The organism is Rhodococcus jostii NBRC 16295, from assembly GCF_001894825.1.
In the GTDB taxonomy this organism is placed as follows: domain Bacteria; phylum Actinomycetota; class Actinomycetes; order Mycobacteriales; family Mycobacteriaceae; genus Rhodococcus_F; species Rhodococcus_F jostii.
The window spans coordinates 139,510-157,540 of the sequence record NZ_BCWY01000006.1; the positions used below are offsets into that span (position 1 = coordinate 139,510).

Below are 18,031 nucleotides of genomic sequence, written 5' to 3' on the forward strand. Positions count from 1 at the left end.
GCGAAGATGGGTCTCGTGAGTGAAGAGAATGTGAACCGAGAGACGGACGCCCTCGCCCGCTGTGTGCGTGAGGTGGTCGAATTCGTCGACGCCGGAGGGTGGGATCAGCCGCCCCAGATGTTCGCATTCGTCCCGACCGAACTCCTCGCGGCCGCCGAACCGAGCCTGCTCGACCAACTCGCCGACGGTGCGGAATTGACCCCGGTGGAACAGGATCCGTTCCCCGACGACATCGACGGCGGGTCACGCGCGCTCGACGAGTTCCTCGCCACCACCAGCTGGCCGGACTCCGTGGTGGGGTGCGCCCTCGTTCAGGAGATCGTCGTCCTTCCGCCCGAGGCGGAGTCCGATCTCGACGACGCACTCGTCCCTCTCTTGTCCGATCGCGACGCTGCCGACGACGCCGCGCGGGCCGCGGCCGAGTCGCATCCCGACCGCCGGTCCGCGCGGTTGATCGCCGCTGTGCTGCGCGACGGACCGTCGCTGTGCCTGATGCAGTTGCGACCCGACGAGGACGCCGACCCGTACGCCGGGATCGAACTGCTCACCTACGAGGACCTGGCGCCCAATCTCGTCAGCGCGCTGTACGCCACCCTCGACGCGACCGTAGAAGACTAGATACTCAGCAGCCGGGCGCGTCGCCACCGGCGTCGATGGCCTCGAGCGCGTCGACGGCTCCGGCGAGGGTCTCGACCTTCACCAGCCGGAGTCCGTCGGGTGCGCCCTGGCGGGCCTCGTCGCAGTTCTTCGCGGGCACGAGGAACGTCTCGGCGCCTGCCTCGTCCGCAGCGATCAACTTGTACTTGATGCCACCGATGGGGCCGACGTCGCCGTCCGAATCGATCGTGCCGGTGCCGGCGACGAACTTGCCGCCGTTGAGTTCGCCCGGGCTGAGCTTGTCGATGACGGCGAGTGTGAACATCAGCCCCGCCGAGGGTCCGCCCACGTCGGCCAGGTTGAAATCGATGGTGAACGGAACGTCCGGGACCTCTTCGGGCGTGATTCCCAGGTACCCCTTCGACTCGTCGCCCGGGCGCGCCCCGAGCGTCACCCGGACCGTCGTCTCGGCGCCGTCGCGGCGGATCACGATCGGCACCTCCGTGTTCGGCGCCACATCCGCCACCGCCTCCTGCACGCCGCCGACCGTCGTCACCGCCGTCCCGTCGACGCTCACCAATTCGTCGCCCTCACGCAGAAGTCCCGAGGAGGGGCCGTCCACCCCGACCTTCGCGATCCGCAGGTCGACCGGCTTGCCGAGGAAGTGGAGCGCGGCGAGTTCGGCGCTGTCCTCGGACTGCTGGAAGTCGGCGTCGTTCTCCTGCTTGACCTCGTCCTTCGACTTGTCCGGCGGGTACACCTCCTCGCGGGGGACGATGCCCTGGCGGCCGCTGGCCCACAATCCGAACGCCTCGAACACGTTGAGGTCGTCGCGCACCGCGACCGTCGTCATGTTCAGGTGTCCGGTGGTGTCGTCCACCTCGGTTCCCTGGATCGCGACGACTTGCTCGCCGCCCACTTCGCCGAGGGTGTTGAACGTGGGGCCCGGCCCGAGAGCCACGAACGGCACCGTGATCACCGTGCCGAGAATTCCGAGTACCACGATCGGGGCCAGCGCGGCCAGAAGCGTCACGATCCGTCGATTCACCTGGACCAGCGTAGAGCGCGAACCGGCGGGACCCGCTGTCGGCTGTCCGCGTGTTCGCCGTCAGCGTGACGTGGTCGACACCCACGGAACCATGCGCCTTGTACCGTTGAGTCATGAGCAATCTGCCGTTCGGCTTCTCCAGCTCCGACGACGATCCCGATCGTGACAAGAACACGGGGGATCAGAACGGACCCGACCGCGACAAGAACGCGGGTGGTTCCGGCGACTTCGGTTTCGGGGCGGGTGGTTTCCCCGCCGGGGGTTTCGACCCGGCCGCTCTCGGCCAGATGCTGACCCAGTTCGGTCAGATGCTGAGTGGGATGGGCACCTCGATGGGATCGGGTGAGCAGACCGGACCCGTCAATTACGAGATCGCGAAGAAGCTGGCCCGCCAGCAGATGGGGTCCGTCGCTCCCATCACCCAGGGCAATTCCGAGGCGATCGCCGATGCCTCCCGGCTCGCCGAACTGTGGCTCGACGCCGCGACGACGTTGCCCGCGGGCGCAACCAAGACTGTCGCGTGGACTCCCAACGACTGGCTCGACAACACCCTCGACACCTGGAAGCGGCTGTGCGACCCCGTCGCGGAGAAGGTTGCCGGCATGTGGGTGCAGGGTCTGCCCGAGGAGGCGCAGCAGATGGCCGGGCCCATGCTCGGCATGATGAGCCAGATGGGTGGCCTCGCGTTCGGCTCCCAGCTCGGCCAGGCGCTCGGCCAGCTGTCGAAGGAGGTACTCACCTCCACCGACATCGGTCTCCCGCTCGGTCCGGCCGGCACCGGTGCACTGCTTCCCGCCGCCGTGGAGCGGTTCAGCAAGGGCCTCGAGCAGCCCGACCGCGAGATCCTCGTCTTCCTCGCCGCCCGTGAGGCCGCCTACCAGCGCCTCTACAGCCACGTCCCGTGGCTCCGTCAGCGGCTCCTCGCCACCGTCGAGGAGTACGCCCGCGGCATCACGATGGACTTCTCCGCCATCGAGGACATGGCGAAGAACCTCGATCCGTCCGCGCTGAGCGACCCTTCCCAGCTCGAGAACATACTGCAGCAGGGGGCGTTCGAACCGCAGACCACACCGGAGCAGAAGCAGGCCCTCGAGCGACTCGAGACGCTGCTGGCTCTCATCGAGGGCTGGGTCGAGGTCGTCGTCGGTTCGGCGCTGAACGACCGCCTTCCCGGTGTCGCGGCCCTCAGCGAGACGCTCCGCCGCCGGCGCGCGACCGGCGGACCCGCCGAGCAGACGTTCGCGACGCTCGTCGGACTCGAACTGCGTCCCCGCAAGGTCAGGGAGGCCGCGCAGCTGTGGAATCGCCTCACGTCCGAATCCACCATCGACGCCCGTGACGGCGTGTGGGCCCACCCCGACCTGCTCCCCGACTCGTCCGACCTGGACAGCCCCGACGCGTTCGTCGACCGGGTGCTCGGTGGCGGCGACGGCGGCAACTTCGACAATCCTATGGCGCAGCTCGAGGCGACCGAAGCCCGTGAGCGGGCCGAGGAGGCCGAACGCGGCAAGTCCGGCAAGGACGACGAGTCCGAGTCCTGACCGCCTGAACCAACCAATTTCGCAGCAGCGGGAAATCCACAGGCCGGAGCACGTTTCGGCCTGTGGACAACTCGTCTTCCAGGGGCTGACACGTGGTGGCGGCCTGCAATTCTCTGCGTGTGACCATCCAGCACCCACCCCACGTCGGCGTCACCCTCGACCCTCGCATTCCGGTACTCGTCCGCCCCGACGGACGGGTCCAGTTCGGCTGGGATCCCGAACGCGCACTCGTTCTCGCCCCGCCGCCCGGCGTCCGGACCGAACAAGTCCTGGCTGTCATCCGGCTGCTCGACGGCAAGAACTCTCGGCCGCACATCCTGTGGACGGCTGTCGGATACGGCCTGGCACCCACGGACGTGTCGAAGCTCCTCGGTGATCTCGACCGGGCCGGTCTGATCGAGGTTGCCGCCGTATCCCCCGTCGCGGACACGATCGCGATTCGCGTGCACGGTCGCGGACCGCTGTCCGATGCGCTCTCGGCCGGACTCATCGACGGCGGTATCCGGGTGTCCCGGTCGCACCGCTATTCCGCCGACGGCGACGTCCGTCGGTGGAACGCGCTGTGTGTCGTGCTCGCAGACGAACTGGTCGCCGAACCGCGACTCGTCGCCGATCTCGTCCAGAACGGGATCCCCCACCTCCAGGTCCGGCTGCGAGACGGGCGCGGCGTCGTCGGTCCCCTGGTGCTTCCGGGCCACACCAGTTGCCTCCGGTGCGCCGATCTCCTCCGCTCCACGTACGACGAGGACTGACCGCACCTGTCCGCGCAGCTCCTCGGGACCGTCGGACACGCGAGCCCCGCCGTGATCATGGCCACCGCCGCGGTCGCCCTCGGCCAGCTCGAGGCCGTTCTGGCCGCTCCGCGAGGTGCGCCGCCGAGCAGCCTCGACGCGACCCTCGAGATCGATCTCGGCGCGCATCGGCTGGTGACCCGGCGCTGGCCGCGGCAGGCGAGTTGCAGCTGCACGTATCTGGCACCCGCTGTGGGCGAATCGAACCGTCGTCCGTCATGATGCATGATGGTGGGGTGTCCGACATCCCCCGCAGGAGTTCTGCCCGCACCGCCAAGCTCGCGAGCATTCCCTTGGGGATCGCGGGGCGGGCTGCGATGGGCTTCGGCCGGAAGCTGACCGGCGGCGACAGGGACGAGATCGACGCCCAGCTCAGCGCGAAGGCCGCCGAGCAATTGTTCGCAGTCCTCGGCGAACTCAAGGGCGGCGCCATGAAATTGGGGCAGGCGCTCAGTGTCATGGAGGCCGCGATCCCCGAGGAGTTCGCGGAGCCCTATCGCGAATCGCTGAACAAGCTGCAGGCGCAGGCGCCCCCGCTCCCGGCGCGGGCCGTGCACAAGATGCTCGACCAGCAGTTGGGCACCAAATGGCGTGACCGGTTCGAGTCGTTCGACGACACACCGACCGCGTCGGCCAGCATCGGTCAGGTGCACCGCGCCGTGTGGGCCGACGGTCGCGACGTGGCGGTGAAGGTTCAGTACCCCGGCGCCGACGAAGCCCTGCGCGCCGACCTGAAGACGCTCGGCCGGTTCGCGGGCCTGTTCGCGTCGGTCATGCCCGGAGTGGACGTCCGCCCCGTGATCGACGAGTTCACCGCCCGCACCGAAGAAGAACTCGACTACCGGATAGAGGCGAACAACCAGCGCCGCTTCGCCAAGGTGTACGACGGGGATCCGCAGTTCGCGATTCCGCACGTGGTCGCCAGCGCACCCAAAGTCGTGGTGACCGAATGGATGTCGGCGAAGCCCTTGTCGGCCATCATCGCGGACGGCACACCCGAGGAACGCAACACAGCGGGGGCGCTGCTCGCGGAGTTCCACTTCGCCTCCCCCACCCGGGTCGGTCTGCTCCACTGCGACCCGCATCCGGGAAACTTCATGCTGCACAGCGACGGCCGGCTCGGTGTCATCGATTTCGGTGCGGCGGCTCCGTTTCCGCACGGACTTCCGCCCGTGCTGGGGGCCATGGTGCGACTGTCGCTCCACGAGCAGTTCGACGAACTGGCGGAGTTGCTGCACGCCAACGGGTTCGTCCTGCCCGGCAGAACGGTCACCGACAAGGAGATCGCGGACTACCTGCGCCCGGTCACCGATCCGATCCGCACCGAGTCGTTCCACTTCACCCGCGCCTGGCTGCAGAAGGCCGTGGGTTCTGCCACCGACTTCAACAGTTCCCAGTTCCGTACGGCCCGGGCACTGAACCTGCCCGCCGAGTATCTGATGATCTTCCGAGTTCTCGTCGGCTCGGTCGGGATCTGCGCTCAGCTGGATGCGTACGCGCCGTACATGGAGATCCTGACACGGTGGCTCCCCGGATTCGCCGACCCGGCGCCCGAGGACGAAGACACCGTCTGACCCCCGATACACAGAACGGGCGTTCGCCCGGCCCACTCGTGTGAGTGGCCGGGCCAACGCCCGAACTCTTCCGCCCCGTATCGGTTTCTACGCACAGACCAGAGTCTGTGTCTTGCGTGGACGTCCCCGGGGACGCTTGCGGGCGATCACGACGCCCTGGTCGAAGATCTCGCCGCCCCACACACCCCACGGCTCGGCCCGATCGAGGGCAGCGTCGAGGCAGCGGGAGCGGATCGGGCAGGACGCGCACAGCGCCTTGGCCTGCTCCAACTGGGTGGGCGAGTCCGCGAACCACAGGTCGGGATCATCGACCCGGCAGGGCAGGTCGCCACGGGTGGACACTATCTGAACAAATCCGCTTGTGGCGGTTGAGGTTTCGGATACCCCTCGGCATGTCACGGTAGACACGTCCTTCTCCTCTGCTCTCATTGCGACGGTCATTCTCTTCGGTTCGATGGAGTGGGTGCGAACCAGAGCCGAGGCTGCGAGCGGGAAAAGTGCTCGAACTACAAAGGCCACGGTCCGCGATGCGGGTCCGTGGCCTTGAAAAGACGGTGGGAGTTGCTCTACCTTTACCGAGGATTTCCTCGACAACTCCGATACACGGACTCGACTGCTGCTGCGGGACGACGACGGGCTGCCGACCAGACAATCGCCGGTGCCGGTTCCGCCGCGTTCATGCCGAACAGCGGGGAGGCAGCAGCGCTTGCCGTCACATGTGCTTGGAACTTCGTCATTTCACTGCCACCTCCATTTCTTCTCGATCCGATGTGAACCACACGGGTCTCCCCGCGCACTGAAACCACAGTAGGCAATTCTCCAGAACCGCACAACCTTTTTTTGACCTGCGGTGATGCGCACAACTCCGCCGCCGCGCGGGAGCGGTTCAGTGACTACCGCTTCCGTTGATCACGCCGAGGACGTCCTCACCGAACTGCTCGAGTTTCTTCGCACCGATCCCGGGGATCGCGACGAGCCCCCGATCGTCCTGCGGTCGCTGCTCGGCGAGGGCCGTCAACGTGTTGTCGCTGAACACCACATACGCCGGGACCTTCAGCTCCCGCGACTTCTCCAAGCGCCACGACCGCAGCGATTCGAGCAGTTCGACGTCGACGTTGGACGGGCATCCCTCGCAGCGACCCAGCATGGTCGCGGTGGTCCCGATCAGCGGTTTTCCGCACAGCCGGCACCGGGGGCGCTTCTTGTTGCTCTTGGCCGGCGCCGCGATCCGCGACGCAGGCGAGTCTTCGGGGATGAGCCCGTGCAGGAACCGCGAACGGCGCCGCGACTTGCGGCCGCCCTCGTTCCGGGACAGCGCCCACGACATCTGCAGGTGCTCGCGTGCGCGCGTCACACCGACGTACAGCAGACGGCGCTCCTCCTCCACGGCAGCCTCGTCCGGCGCCGAGTTGGAGTCGCCGAGCACGTGCTGGATGGGCAACGTTCCGTCGGTGAGCCCGACGAGGAACACGGCGTCCCACTCGAGACCCTTCGCCGCGTGCAGGGACGCGAGCGTCACACCCTGCACGACGGGTGGGTGCCGCGCCTCCGCCCGGAGACTCAACTCGCGCAGCAGGGCGTCGAGCGTCAACTCCGGGTCCTGCGTCAACTGCTCCTCGGTGAGCGCCACCAGCGCCGACAGCGAGGACCACCGTTCCCGAGCCTGCGCACCCGCCGGTTCCGCGTCGGTCAACCCGAGCGGCGTGAGCACCGCGCGGACGAGGGTGACCAGGTCGGCGCCGACCGCGTCCGGCAGATCGTCGCGGCCCGCGGCCTGACGCAACGCCGACACGGCCTGACGCACCTCGGTGCGCGTGAAGAATCCCTCCCCGCCGCGCACCTGATACGGGATGTCGAGTTTCGTCAGCGCCTGCTCGTGCACCTCGGACTGGGCGTTGATCCGGTAGAGGACCGCAATCTCCGCTGCCGGAGTACCCGAGGCGATGAGCCGCTTGATCGTGCGCGCCACCCCGGCGGCCTCGGCGGGTTCGTCGTCGAACTCGACGAAACTCGGTTCCGGCCCGGAGTCGCGTTGACCGATCAGCTGGAGACGGGTGCCCGCGATCCTGCCGCGCGCCGCTCCGATGACCCGGTTCGCCATCGACACGACCTCGGGGGTCGAACGGTAGTCACGCTCGAGCCGCACGACGGTCGCCTCGGGGAACCGGCGCGAGAAGTCGAGCAGGTAGTTGGGTGTGGCGCCGGTGAACGAGTAGATGGTCTGGTTGGCGTCACCGACGACGGTGAGGTCGTCCCGCTCCCCGAGCCACGCGTCGAGGACACGCTGCTGCAGCGGCGTGACGTCCTGGTACTCGTCCACCACGAAGCACCGGTAACGGTCGCGGAACTCCTCGGCGACAGCCGAATGCTCCTCGAGGGCCGCCGCGGTGTGGAGCAGGAGATCGTCGAAATCGAGGAGCATCCCGTCCTGGCCGCGGGCCTTGAGCTGCTCGTAGCCGTGGTAGACCTCGGCGACCTTCGCGGCGTCGACCGGCGCCTCCCGGCGTAACTTCGCCACCGCGCGCGGATAGTCCTCGGGCGCGATCAGCGAGGCCTTGGCCCACTCGATCTCACTGGCCAGGTCGCGGACGCTCTCCGTGCTGGTGGACAGACCGACCCGCCCCGCCGCGGAGGACACGACCGCGAATTTGCGGTCCAGCAGCCGCCACTCGGTGTCGCCGATCACCTGCGGCCAGAAATACCTCAGCTGCCGCAGCGCGGCGGCGTGGAACGTGCGCGCCTGGACCTGCGCTCCCCCGTCGCCGATCCCCAGGCTGCGCAGCCGGCCGCGCATCTCGCCCGCCGCGCGTGCCGTGAACGTGACCGCCAGCACCTGCCCCGCGGCCACGTGCCCACTGGCCACGAGGTGCGCGATGCGCCGGGTGATGGTCCGGGTCTTCCCTGTTCCCGCACCCGCCAGCACACACACCGGGCCACGGGGGGCGAGTACCGCTGCGGACTGTTCGGGATCGAGACCGGTACTTGTCACCTCTGCTGCGCCGGCTGCTGACATGGCGTCCATCATGACAGGGGCAACCGACAGGGCGCGAAGCGGACGAACCGCAGTGGGAACACAACGCGGGGTCGTGGTGTTATATGCGCCGTGACTGCAACCGACGCCCCTGCCCTGACCATCTACTCCACCACCTGGTGCGGCTACTGCCGGCGCCTGAAGACGCAGCTGGACGAGTCCGGCATCGGCTACGTGGAGATCGACATCGAGGACGATCCGGCGTCGGCAGAGTTCGTCGGCAGCGTCAACGGCGGAAACCACGTCGTCCCCACCGTCAAGTTCGCCGACGGCAGCACCGCGACCAACCCGTCGTTGTCGCAGGTCAAGAAGCTCCTCGGCGTCTAGGACGCCGACGCTGCTCCCGCCCAGGACTCGATGATGCCGCGCGCGATCGAGATCGAGCCCGGGAGCAGCAGCGGAGCGTCGCCGTCCGACGCCCAGTCGCCGAGTTCGAGTGCCCTGCGCACCTCGTCCCGGGTGAACCACCGGGCCTCGGCGATCTCTCCGTCCGCGAAGGTCAGCGGGGCGTCGGGGTCGCCGACGGCGGCGAAGCCGATCATCACCGACCGGGGAAACGGCCAGGGCTGGCTGCCCAGGTAGCGGACGTCGCGGACGTCGACACCCACCTCTTCCTTGATCTCCCGGACGACGCACGTCTCGAGCGACTCACCGGCCTCGACGAACCCGGCCAGGATCGAGAACCGCCGCGGCGGCCACGTGGGCTGCCGGGCCAGCAGGACTCGATCCCCGCCGTCGTGCACGAGGCAGATGACCGCCGGATCGGTGCGGGGAAATTCCTCGTGCCCGGTGCTCGTCGAGATCCGCGACCACCCCGACATCGTCGGCTCCGACGGCGCACCGTCCAGGGCGCTGAAGCCGGCGCTGTCGTGCCAGTTGAGCATCGCCAGCGCCCCTGTGAGCACCCCCGCGTCGGCGTCGTCCAGCGTCCCGCCGAGCAGCCGGAGATCGGCGAGCTCGCCGGTCAGCGCCTGCACCCGGACCGCCCACACGTGCCGGTCCTTGCGGATGCCGAGGAACACCGCGCCCGGTTGCGGCTCGGGGCCGAGTTCGGTGGCCTCCGCGAAGACCAGCCCGTCGTCTCCCACCCGGACCTGTCCGCGGTGATTGACGCGCAACAGCTGCGCTTCCCGCCAGCCCGACCGCAACGCGTCCGTGTCCGAACGCATTTCCTCGGCCCGCCCGACAGCGGAGCGGGACAGGAGCGGGGTTTCGTTCAACCGGAATGCAGTCACGCCGTCGACACTACTGCCGATCAGTTAGCGACCCTACGGATGTACAGCAGTCGGTCGTTTTCCTCGATCGAATCGACCTCCGGCGAGCCGACCCGGATCAATCGTCCGTCCCGCACGACACCGAGCACGATGTCCGCGAGGTGGCGGGGGGAACCACCGATCTCATCCCGCTCCACGGAGCGTTCGGCGATCGCAAACCCGGCCTCGGGGGTGAGCAGATCCTCCATCATCTCGACGACGCTGGGCGTCTTCGTGGCAATGCCGAGGAGCCGGCCCGCCGTCTCCGAGGACACCACCACCGAGTCGGCGCCGGACTGCCGGAGCAGATGCGTGTTCTCGGACTCCCGGATGGCCGCCACGATCTTGGCCTTGGGGGCGATCTCGCGCGCCGTCAGCGTCACCAGCACCGCGGTGTCGTCGCGGTTGGCCGCGACGATGATCGCCGACGCGTTCTGCGCGCCCGCCAACCGCAGGACGTCCGACTTGGTGGCGGACCCGTGGACCGTCACCAGGCCCTTGCTGGCCGCCGAATCGAGCACGGCGTGATCGGTGTCCACCACCACGATCTCCGACGGCGGAACGTCGTCGCCGAGCATCGCGTCGATCGCGGTGCGTCCCTTCGTTCCGTAGCCGATCACCACGGTGTGATTGCGCACGTGCTGCCTCCAACGCTGAATTTTGAACGCCTGCCGGGAGCTCTGCGTGAGCGCGGAGAGAGTCGTACCGACCAGGACGATGAGGAAGAAGATTCGAAGAGGGGTGATCAGGAGGACGTTCACGAGTCGCGCGGACGGTGTGAACGGCGTGATGTCGCCGTAGCCCGTCGTCGACAACGACACCGTCGCGTAGTAGATGCAGTCGAGCAACGACAACTCGTTGTCCTGCGCATCGCGGTAGCCCTCCCGGTCGATGTAGACGATGAGAACCGCCAACGCCAACGCCGCCAGGGCGATACCCACCCGGCGGTAGATCGCCCGCGCCGGACTGGTCTGCAGCTCCGGGATCCGCAGCACACCCACCAACGCGAAATCCGGCCGGTCGGTGAGGGTGTCCGACCTGGTCAATCTCTCACGCAGCCTACCGGCCATATGTTTGTCTCCACGTTGCACTGAACTCCGACATCGGCTGGCAGCCTAACCCCGATTGTCCCACCGGTGACACGTCGGAGCCTCGTTGTCGCGAACCGAGTTGTTCGGGCAAGCTGGCGTCATGCAACGAGAGAGCCACACACCACGACCGAGCCAGAAGCCCGCACTCCGCCTTGCCGCGCTGCTGCTCGGCGCCGGCACGATGCATTTCGTCGCGCCCAAGTTCTTCGACTCCACGGTCCCCACTCAATTGCCGGGCGACGCCCGCACCTACACCTACGTGTCCGGGGTCGCCGAGCTCGCCATCGGCACCGCGCTGGCGGTGCCGCGGACCCGTAGGCTCGGCGGCGGCCTCGCCGCGCTCCTGTTCGTGGCCGTATTCCCCGCCAACATCAACATGGCGGCCGATTGGCTGAAGAGTTCCAAGACCACGAACGTGCAGAAAGCCGGTGCGGTACTGCGACTTCCGCTGCAGATCCCGTTGGTCACCGAGGCTCTGAAGGCTCAGCGTCAGGCCTGACCGTCTCCTCGGCTCCGGCCGACCGAATGAGATGGGCGAGCGCGTCGGCGTCGGGCAGGCGGTCCGGCGCGATCGTCCGTCCGGTCCGCACGTAGTGGAACGCGGCGCGCACCCGCTCGATCGGCACGTCCATCAGTTCGGCCCACGCCAATCGGTACGCGGCCAACTGCATCACCACGGCCTTCTCGTTGGCCACACTCGGCTCCGCACCGGTCTTCCAGTCGATCACCGTCCACCCGCCGTCGGGGTCGGTGAACACCGCGTCGATCCGGCCGCGGAGCACCGTCCCCGCCACCGATGTCTCGAACGGCACCTCGACCTCCGTCGGGTTGCGGTCGGCCCAGGACGAGCGCAGGAACGCGTCCTGCAGCGTCGCGAGATCGATGTCGGGACCCGCACCCGTGTCGGCGGCACCGGGTAGTTCGTCGAGGTCCAGCAGCCGGGTGGCCCCGAATCGGCGTTCCACCCAGGCGTGGAACGCGGTGCCGCGCCGCGCGAGCGGATTGGGTGGGAACGGCAGGGGACGCCGGAGCCGGGCGGCCAGGGCGTCGGGGTCGGCCTCGAGTTCGACGAGCTGGCTCACCGACAACTGGCCGGGCAGCACCACCTCGGTGCGGGCATTCGCCCGTGCTTCCCGCTCCGCGAGGAGGGCGTCGACATCGGCGGCCCAGCTCTCCGGATCTTCGTCCTCGCCTGCCGGTGCCGGCTTGCCGACGTCCTTCAGCGCGGCGACCACCAGGGCAGCTCCGCGCTCCACCGACTGCCGGCGGAGCCCGAGCGGATCGCGCGGCCACGCAGCCGACTTGGGAGTACTGGTCAGCGGGTTCTTTTCCTCCGGCTCGGGTGCGGGCGCCCAGATGTCGACGATCCCTATTCCCTCGTGTTCCTCGTCCGTCACCGTGTCGCGCAGTTCGGTGAGGAACTCCGACGGCCCCTTCGGCTCGGTGCCGGATTCTGCCCAGTGATGACCCGAGGCGAACAGCACCCGTTCGGTCCGGGTGAGCGCGACGTAGAACAACCGGCGGTCCTCGTCGAGTTTGCGTGCGGCCAGCGACGCCTTGTGCGCCTTCACGGCCTCCTCGAGATCCTTCCGGTCGTACAGGTTCTCGAGCTCGAGAACCGGCACGCCGTCTGCGGACTCACCCGGTCGGGCCCGGTCTCCGCGCAGCGACGGCGGAAGTTCGCCGACGGCACCGAGCCAGGACCCGGATGCCGTCCTCGACGGAAACACGCCGGCGGTGAGGTGCGGTACGGCAACCACTTCCCATTCCAGCCCCTTCGCCGAATGCACGGTCAGCACCTGGACGCGGTGCGGATCCACCTCCACTTCGCCCGGTGCCAAACCCTTTTCGACGGATTCCGCGGCCGCCAGGAAGGCGAGCAGCCCGGTGACGGTGGCCGACGCGCGACCCGCGTACCCGGCGACGACGTCGGCGAACGCATCGAGATGTTCTCGTCCCGCGCTGCCACGCGCCGACTGCCGCGTCCGGGCCTGCGCTTCGATGCCGATGCCCAGCACCCGTTCGACCTCGGCCACCAGCTCCGTGAGCGGCTGCCCGATCCGCTCGCGCAGCGACGCCAACTCCCCCGCGACGGCAGTGATCCGCGCGTAGCCGGCCTGCGAATAGCGTTCGGCGGGACCGGGATCCGCCAACGCGTCCGCCAATCCGGCCTGCTCGGCGTGTTCCCCGGGCAGTGCCCCGCCGACGGCGTCCGCCAGCGCGGCCGAATCGGTGACGGCGCCGGTGGTGCCGTACCCGGTCCCGATGGCCAGTTCGGACGCGCGGCGCGACAACGCCGTCAGGTCGGCGGCCCCGATCTGCCATCTCGCCCCGGTCAGCATCCGCACGGCGGCGCTGCCCGCCATCGGGTCGGCGACCACCCGCAGCATCGCGATCACGTCGGCCACCTCGGGGGTGTGAAGCAGTCCGCCGAGACCGACCACTTCGACCGGCAGACCCCGCGAGCGCAGCACCTCGGCGACGGGTGCGGCGTCGGCGTTGCGGCGGATCAGCACGGCGGCGGTCGGCGGGTCCTCGCCGCGGCTCGCGGCGTCGGCGTACTGCTCGGCGACGCGGTCGGCCACCCATTCCCGTTCCTGCACGACGTCGCCGGTGAGAGCCAGCCGCACATCGCCCGGCACCGCCTGCGGGCGCGCCCGCAGCGTGCTGACCGACACCCCCCGCTCACGCAGGGACGCCGAAGCCATGTTGGCCAGCGCCAGGGCCTCCGGCGGATTGCGCCAACTGGTGAGCAGTTCCAGGGTCGGCGCCGGATCTCCGTTGGTCAGCGGGAAATCCGTCGCGAAGCGGGGAAGGTTGGCCGCCGACGCACCGCGCCAGCCGTAGATCGACTGCATGGGATCGCCCACCGCGGTGAGCGCGAGCTCGCCGTCCAGACCGCCACCGAAGAGGGACGACAGCAGCACCCGCTGCGAGTGCCCCGTGTCCTGGTACTCGTCGAGCAGCACCACCCGGAACCGCCGGCGTTCGGCGAGTCCGACCTCGGGATGGTCGGAGGCCACGCGCGCCGCCAGCGACATCTGGCTGCCGAAATCGAGTGCGCCCTCCCGGCGCAGAGTGTCCGCGAGACGCTGCACCAGGGGAAGGAGCTCCACCCGCCGGTGCTGGGTGTCGAGGATGTCGAGCAGTTCCTTGCTCGGGCCTCCGCGCTGCCGCGGTCCGGCGGGCAGGGTGTGGACGAGTTTGTCGAGCTCGGTGTGCGCCTCCCGCAGGTCGTCCGGTTCGACGAGGTGCTCGGCCAGCTGCCCGGACAGTGCCAGCACGGCTTCGGTGACCGAGGCCGGATTCCGGTCGGTGTCGAGGTCGCCGTCCCACGAGCTGACCACCCGGTGCGCCAGCTGCCACAGTTCCGTTTCCGACAGCAACGTCGCCGACGGTTCGATGGGCAGCAGGAGCCCGTGTTCGGACAGCAGTCGTCCGGCGTACGAGTGGTAGGTGCTGACCTCCGGTTCACCCGCAAGGATTCTCGACCTGAGGTCACCGCCCGGGTCGACCCGGCGGAGCAGTTCCGAACCGGCCAGCCGGGCAAGACGCTTCCTGATCCGGGCGGTCAGCTGTTGTGCGGCCTTGCGGGTGAAGGTCAGCCCCAGCACCGCCTCGGGGTCGACGACACCGTTGGCCACCAGCCACACGACGCGGGCCGCCATCGTCTCGGTCTTGCCGGCGCCCGCCCCGGCGACGACGAGGGTGGGGCCGAGGGGGGCCGCGATGACGGCGGCCTGCTCCGGGGTCGGCGGATGCTGGCCCAGGCCGATCGCGAGTTCCACCGGGTCGATGCGGATGGTCATTCCGACGTCACCTGCCGTCCCTCGTCGTGTGCCGGGCAACTCGTCCGCACCGGGCAGTGCCGGCACCCGTCGTTGACGCGGGCGAGGAACTCGGGGCCCTTGGTGGCCGCTGCCGCCGCGTGGATGACGGCGAGCCACATCTCGAGGTCCTCGTCCGACAGCGGCGCCTGCACCCGCTGCGTGGCACCTTCCTTCTTGTGCGGTTTGGCGACGAAGACCAGCCGCGCCCCACCGGGTTTCGACGCGGGCTCCCCGTCGATCGCGCCGGCCGCCGCCGCCACCTGGTAGGCCGCCAGCTGGGCATACTGCTGGGCGTCCTCCTTGGTGACGGGTGAGCGGGCGGTCTTCACGTCGACGATGACGGGCCTGCCCTCGGCGTCGCGCTCGAGCCGGTCGATCCGCCCCCGCAACCGGATCTCGGGGGCACCCTCTTCCCTCGGTTCCAGGACACCGTCGACCGCCACCTCGACGCCGACCTCGGTGAGTTCGGAGCGGGTGTTCCCGAGCCAGGCGGTGAACGTGGCGAGCATGTCCCGGGTGCGGTCGAGTTCACGGCGTGAATACCACTGGGATCCCAGATCGATGGACTCCCAGGCATTCTCGAGCGCGCGCGCCACCTGGTCGGGCGGGATCCGCCCGGCGAGGGCCTGCACCAGCGTGTGCACGAGGGTTCCGGCGATGGCATGGGTGTTGTCGCCGTCCGTCCCGCCGTGGCGTTCGAGCAGCCACCGCAACGGGCACGTGTTGAGCAGGTCGACGGTGGACGGCGACAGCGACACCGGCCCGTCCTCCGCGTTCCACAACGCCACGCCGGTGCTCGGTTCGGCCGTGCCGTACCACTGGTCCGGGTGTGCGCCGCGCACGCCGGCTTCGGCGAGCCGGGCGAGTTGACGTGCCGCGCGTTCCTGCCGGGCAGGATCGGATTCCGCGACGTCCGGATCGCAGACCACGCTGCGCAATTCGGCGACGAGCGCAGGCAGAGCCAGGACCCGGACAGCCGGGTCCTCCGTCGGCACGACCGCCTCCTCGACGTCGGAACCCTGGTCTCCGGCGAGCAGTTCGTCGACGAAGCGGGAGTGGACGAGATCGGTGTCGCCGCTGGCCGAGTCGACGGCGGTGACGAGCAGACTCCGCCTCGCCCGGCTGCACGCGACCAGGAACAGCCTGCGTTCCTCGGCCAGGAGCGGTGCGGTACGCGACATCCGGTCGGCGGCCGTCTCGCTGCCGTCGGACACCCCGCCCGTGAGGTCGATCAGCGCCTCGGTGCCGAGCAGGCTGCCGCGGGCCCGCAGGGTCGGCCACAGCCCTTCCTGGACACCGGCGACCGCGACGACGTCCCATTCGCGGCCGGCGGCCGAGTGCGCGCTGAGCACCGACACGGCGTCGACCGGGACGCCCGAGACGATGCGCGTGGTGGGAATCGCCTGCCCGGTGAGGTAGTCGACGAACCCGGCGAGTTGGGCTCGAGGGAGGCGGTCGACGTAGCTCGCCGCGGCGTCGAACAGGGCGACCACGGCGTCGAGATCGCGGTCGGCCTGGGCACCGATCGGGCCGCCGCGGGCGGAGGCGGCCGCCCAGCGACGTTCGAGTCCGGTGGCCTGCCAGGCCGCCCACAGCACGTCCTCGATGCCGCGGCCACGGTCCAACGGCACCCTCGCCTTCCGCAGGACGGACAGCACCCGGTTCAGGGATGCCGCCTCGACGTCGGTCAGCTTGGCCGTGACCCGGCGGGTGCCGTCGATGTCACCGACGACGACGAGACGGAGAAGTTCCGCGGAGTCGCGGTCGCCGCCGGACGCCAGTTCGGCGCGCCGCAGACCCCGGCGAAGACGCCGGAGCGCCACGGGTTCCGCGCTTCCGACCGGACCGGCGAGCAGGGCGAGCGCGTCCTCGCCGGTGAACTCCTGCCCCGACAGTGCCCGCAGCACGAGCATCAGTCCGGACACCCCGTGCTGACGGGCCAGCGGCAACTCGGACGCCGCGGTGGTGACGGGAACACCCGCCCCGAGCAGAGCGCGGCGCAGCGGAGCCAGGGCACGCGGCACCGAACGCACGATCACCGCCATGTCCGACCACGGCACGCCGTCGAGGAGGTGGGCGCGACGGAGGGTGTCGGCGATCAGGGCCGCCTCCTTCGCCGCGCTGCCCAGGACCCGGACCGCGGTTCTGCCGCCGTCCTGCGACGGGGTCCAGATCCGGTGCGGCAGGTGGCCCGGGAGGCGGGACGTGATCCGCGCCGCTGTGGTCGCGACCTCCGCCGAACTGCGAAAGTTGACCGGCAGCAGCACCTGTCGCGGATCGCCCTTGTCGGCCAGCTCGACGAGGAACGACGGGTCGGCCCCCCGGAATCCGTAGATCGACTGGTCCGGATCGCCGGCGACGACCGTGGTGCGGGTGCCGGTGCCGACGAGCCGGACCAGTTCCGCTGCCTGCGGATCGAGGTGCTGCGCGTCGTCGACGAGCAGGTGCCGGACCCGGGCGCGCTCCGTGCGCAGCAGGTCGGGGTCGGTGGCGAACGCGGTGAGGGCGGCACCGATGAGCTCGGCGGCGTCCAGCGCCGGTGCCGTGGCCTCGGGGGCCTCAACCCCGACGGCGCCGCGCAGCAGCATGCCGTGCTCGTAGCGGGCGGCGAACATTCCCGCGGCAACCCACTCGGGACGCGCGTGCCGCCGGCCCAGCTTGATCAGATCCTCCGGGCCGAGACCCCGCTCGCTGGAGCGCAACATCAGGTCGCGGAGCTCGACGGCGAAGCCCCCCAGTGCCAGTGCGGGACGCAGCCGTTCGGGCCACATCTCGCCGCCGTCCTCGATGTCGCCGTGCAGCATCTCGCGCAGCACGGCGTCCTGCTCGGCGCCGGTGATGAGGCGCGGCGGCGGGTTTCCATGGGCGGCGGCCTGCAGTCGCAGTACCGCGAACGCGTAGGAGTGGACGGTGCGCACGAGAGGTTCGCGGGTGGCCCGGGGCCCGTGCTCCTCGTCGTGCCCGACGAGTGCGGCGGTGACCTCCTCGCGCACCCGGCCCGCCGCCCGCCGCGACTGCGTGAGCACCAGCACGGACTCGGGGTCTTCCCCACCGGCGATCCGGTCGACCGCGACGTCCACGAGGAGCGACGTCTTACCGGTGCCGGGGCCGCCGAGCACCTGCCAGGGATTCCAGCCCAGTCCGAGCGGTGGGGCCGTGAGCACGCGCTGCGTGGAGTCGTCCCACACCCGGGCCTCGCGGCCGGGGCTGCGACGGTGCACGAGCCGGGCACGGGGAGTCGACGATTTGGTGCGCACCGCCGATTCCGTCATGGG

At 69.7% G+C, this 18,031-nt stretch carries 12 protein-coding genes and 1 pseudogene; 6 read left to right on the forward strand and 7 right to left on the reverse strand.

What is annotated here, in order from left to right:
* The first annotated feature begins 6 nt into the window (after positions 1 to 6).
* Positions 7 to 618, forward strand: coding sequence for a PPA1309 family protein (locus RJ1_RS07060; protein WP_073359242.1), 612 nt, complete (start codon positions 7 to 9; stop codon positions 616 to 618).
* Between the two features lie 4 nt (positions 619 to 622).
* Here the strand turns inward: RJ1_RS07060 and RJ1_RS07065 are convergent, their stop codons facing one another.
* Entirely contained in the window at positions 623 to 1,645 is a 1,023-nt protein-coding gene (locus RJ1_RS07065) for a YlbL family protein (protein ID WP_073359243.1), read from the reverse strand.
* A gap of 113 nt (positions 1,646 to 1,758) precedes the next feature.
* Here RJ1_RS07065 and RJ1_RS07070 point away from each other — a divergent pair, with 113 nt between their 5' ends.
* The 3 genes and pseudogenes from RJ1_RS07070 (at position 1,759) to RJ1_RS07080 (ending at position 5,551) form a co-directional block, all read left to right on the forward strand.
* Positions 1,759 to 3,186 (forward strand): zinc-dependent metalloprotease, encoded by a 1,428-nt coding sequence (locus RJ1_RS07070; RefSeq protein WP_073359244.1) that lies wholly within the window; start codon positions 1,759 to 1,761, stop codon positions 3,184 to 3,186.
* Between the two features lie 119 nt (positions 3,187 to 3,305).
* Positions 3,306 to 4,199 (forward strand): annotated as a pseudogene (locus tag RJ1_RS07075) (hypothetical protein).
* The gene (locus RJ1_RS07080; RefSeq protein WP_073359245.1) at positions 4,196 to 5,551 is read left to right on the forward strand and encodes an ABC1 kinase family protein; all 1,356 of its coding nucleotides are present in this window, start codon (positions 4,196 to 4,198) and stop codon (positions 5,549 to 5,551) included. The pseudogene RJ1_RS07075 and the gene RJ1_RS07080 overlap by 4 nt, the downstream one beginning before the upstream one ends.
* Before the next feature lie 87 nt (positions 5,552 to 5,638).
* Here RJ1_RS07080 and RJ1_RS07085 read toward each other — a convergent pair whose 3' ends face one another.
* Together RJ1_RS07085 and RJ1_RS07095 are read right to left on the reverse strand one after the other, a co-directional pair.
* Entirely contained in the window at positions 5,639 to 5,980 is a 342-nt protein-coding gene (locus tag RJ1_RS07085; RefSeq protein ID WP_073359315.1) for a WhiB family transcriptional regulator, read from the reverse strand.
* 457 nt (positions 5,981 to 6,437) lie between these two features.
* Entirely contained in the window at positions 6,438 to 8,576 is a 2,139-nt protein-coding gene (locus RJ1_RS07095) for an ATP-dependent DNA helicase UvrD2 (RefSeq protein WP_073359247.1), read from the reverse strand.
* Between the two features lie 78 nt (positions 8,577 to 8,654).
* Here RJ1_RS07095 and RJ1_RS07100 point away from each other — a divergent pair, with 78 nt between their 5' ends.
* Positions 8,655 to 8,909, forward strand: a complete 255-nt coding sequence (locus RJ1_RS07100; protein WP_073359248.1) for a mycoredoxin — start codon at positions 8,655 to 8,657, stop codon at positions 8,907 to 8,909.
* On the opposite strand, the gene nudC is transcribed toward RJ1_RS07100, so the two are convergent.
* Both nudC and RJ1_RS07110 read right to left on the reverse strand, forming a co-directional pair.
* Positions 8,906 to 9,817, reverse strand: coding sequence for an NAD(+) diphosphatase (gene nudC, locus RJ1_RS07105; RefSeq protein ID WP_073359249.1), 912 nt, complete (start codon positions 9,815 to 9,817; stop codon positions 8,906 to 8,908). The genes RJ1_RS07100 and nudC overlap by 4 nt on opposite strands.
* Before the next feature lie 20 nt (positions 9,818 to 9,837).
* Positions 9,838 to 10,905, reverse strand: a complete 1,068-nt coding sequence (locus RJ1_RS07110) for a potassium channel family protein (RefSeq protein WP_073359250.1) — start codon at positions 10,903 to 10,905, stop codon at positions 9,838 to 9,840.
* Positions 10,906 to 11,026: 121 nt separating this feature from the next.
* On the opposite strand from RJ1_RS07110, the gene RJ1_RS07115 reads away from it, so the two are divergent.
* Complete coding sequence (locus tag RJ1_RS07115; RefSeq protein WP_073359251.1) at positions 11,027 to 11,425, forward strand: DoxX family protein; 399 nt, start codon at positions 11,027 to 11,029, stop codon at positions 11,423 to 11,425.
* Here RJ1_RS07115 and RJ1_RS07120 read toward each other — a convergent pair.
* Both RJ1_RS07120 and RJ1_RS07125 read right to left on the reverse strand, forming a co-directional pair.
* Entirely contained in the window at positions 11,391 to 14,735 is a 3,345-nt protein-coding gene (locus tag RJ1_RS07120; RefSeq protein ID WP_073359316.1) for an ATP-dependent helicase, read from the reverse strand. The genes RJ1_RS07115 and RJ1_RS07120 overlap by 35 nt on opposite strands.
* Positions 14,732 to 18,028, reverse strand: coding sequence for an ATP-dependent helicase (locus RJ1_RS07125; protein WP_073359252.1), 3,297 nt, complete (start codon positions 18,026 to 18,028; stop codon positions 14,732 to 14,734). Before RJ1_RS07125 ends, RJ1_RS07120 begins: the two co-directional genes overlap by 4 nt.
* Positions 18,029 to 18,031 lie beyond the last annotated feature (3 nt).

What these genes read in the sequence shown, in the direction of transcription:
- RJ1_RS07060 (WP_073359242.1), top strand. Translation starts at nt 7, where the DNA reads ATGGGTCTCGTGAGTGAAGAGAATGTGAACCGAGAGACGGACGCCCTC.
- RJ1_RS07070 (WP_073359244.1), top strand. Translation starts at nt 1,759, where the DNA reads ATGAGCAATCTGCCGTTCGGCTTCTCCAGCTCCGACGACGATCCCGAT.
- RJ1_RS07080 (WP_073359245.1), top strand. Translation starts at nt 4,196, where the DNA reads ATGATGCATGATGGTGGGGTGTCCGACATCCCCCGCAGGAGTTCTGCC.
- RJ1_RS07085 (WP_073359315.1), bottom strand. Translation starts at nt 5,980, where the DNA reads ATGAGAGCAGAGGAGAAGGACGTGTCTACCGTGACATGCCGAGGGGTA.
- RJ1_RS07095 (WP_073359247.1), bottom strand. Translation starts at nt 8,576, where the DNA reads ATGATGGACGCCATGTCAGCAGCCGGCGCAGCAGAGGTGACAAGTACC.
- RJ1_RS07110 (WP_073359250.1), bottom strand. Translation starts at nt 10,905, where the DNA reads ATGGCCGGTAGGCTGCGTGAGAGATTGACCAGGTCGGACACCCTCACC.
- RJ1_RS07115 (WP_073359251.1), top strand. Translation starts at nt 11,027, where the DNA reads ATGCAACGAGAGAGCCACACACCACGACCGAGCCAGAAGCCCGCACTC.
- RJ1_RS07120 (WP_073359316.1), bottom strand. Translation starts at nt 14,735, where the DNA reads ATGACCATCCGCATCGACCCGGTGGAACTCGCGATCGGCCTGGGCCAG.
- RJ1_RS07125 (WP_073359252.1), bottom strand. Translation starts at nt 18,028, where the DNA reads ATGACGGAATCGGCGGTGCGCACCAAATCGTCGACTCCCCGTGCCCGG.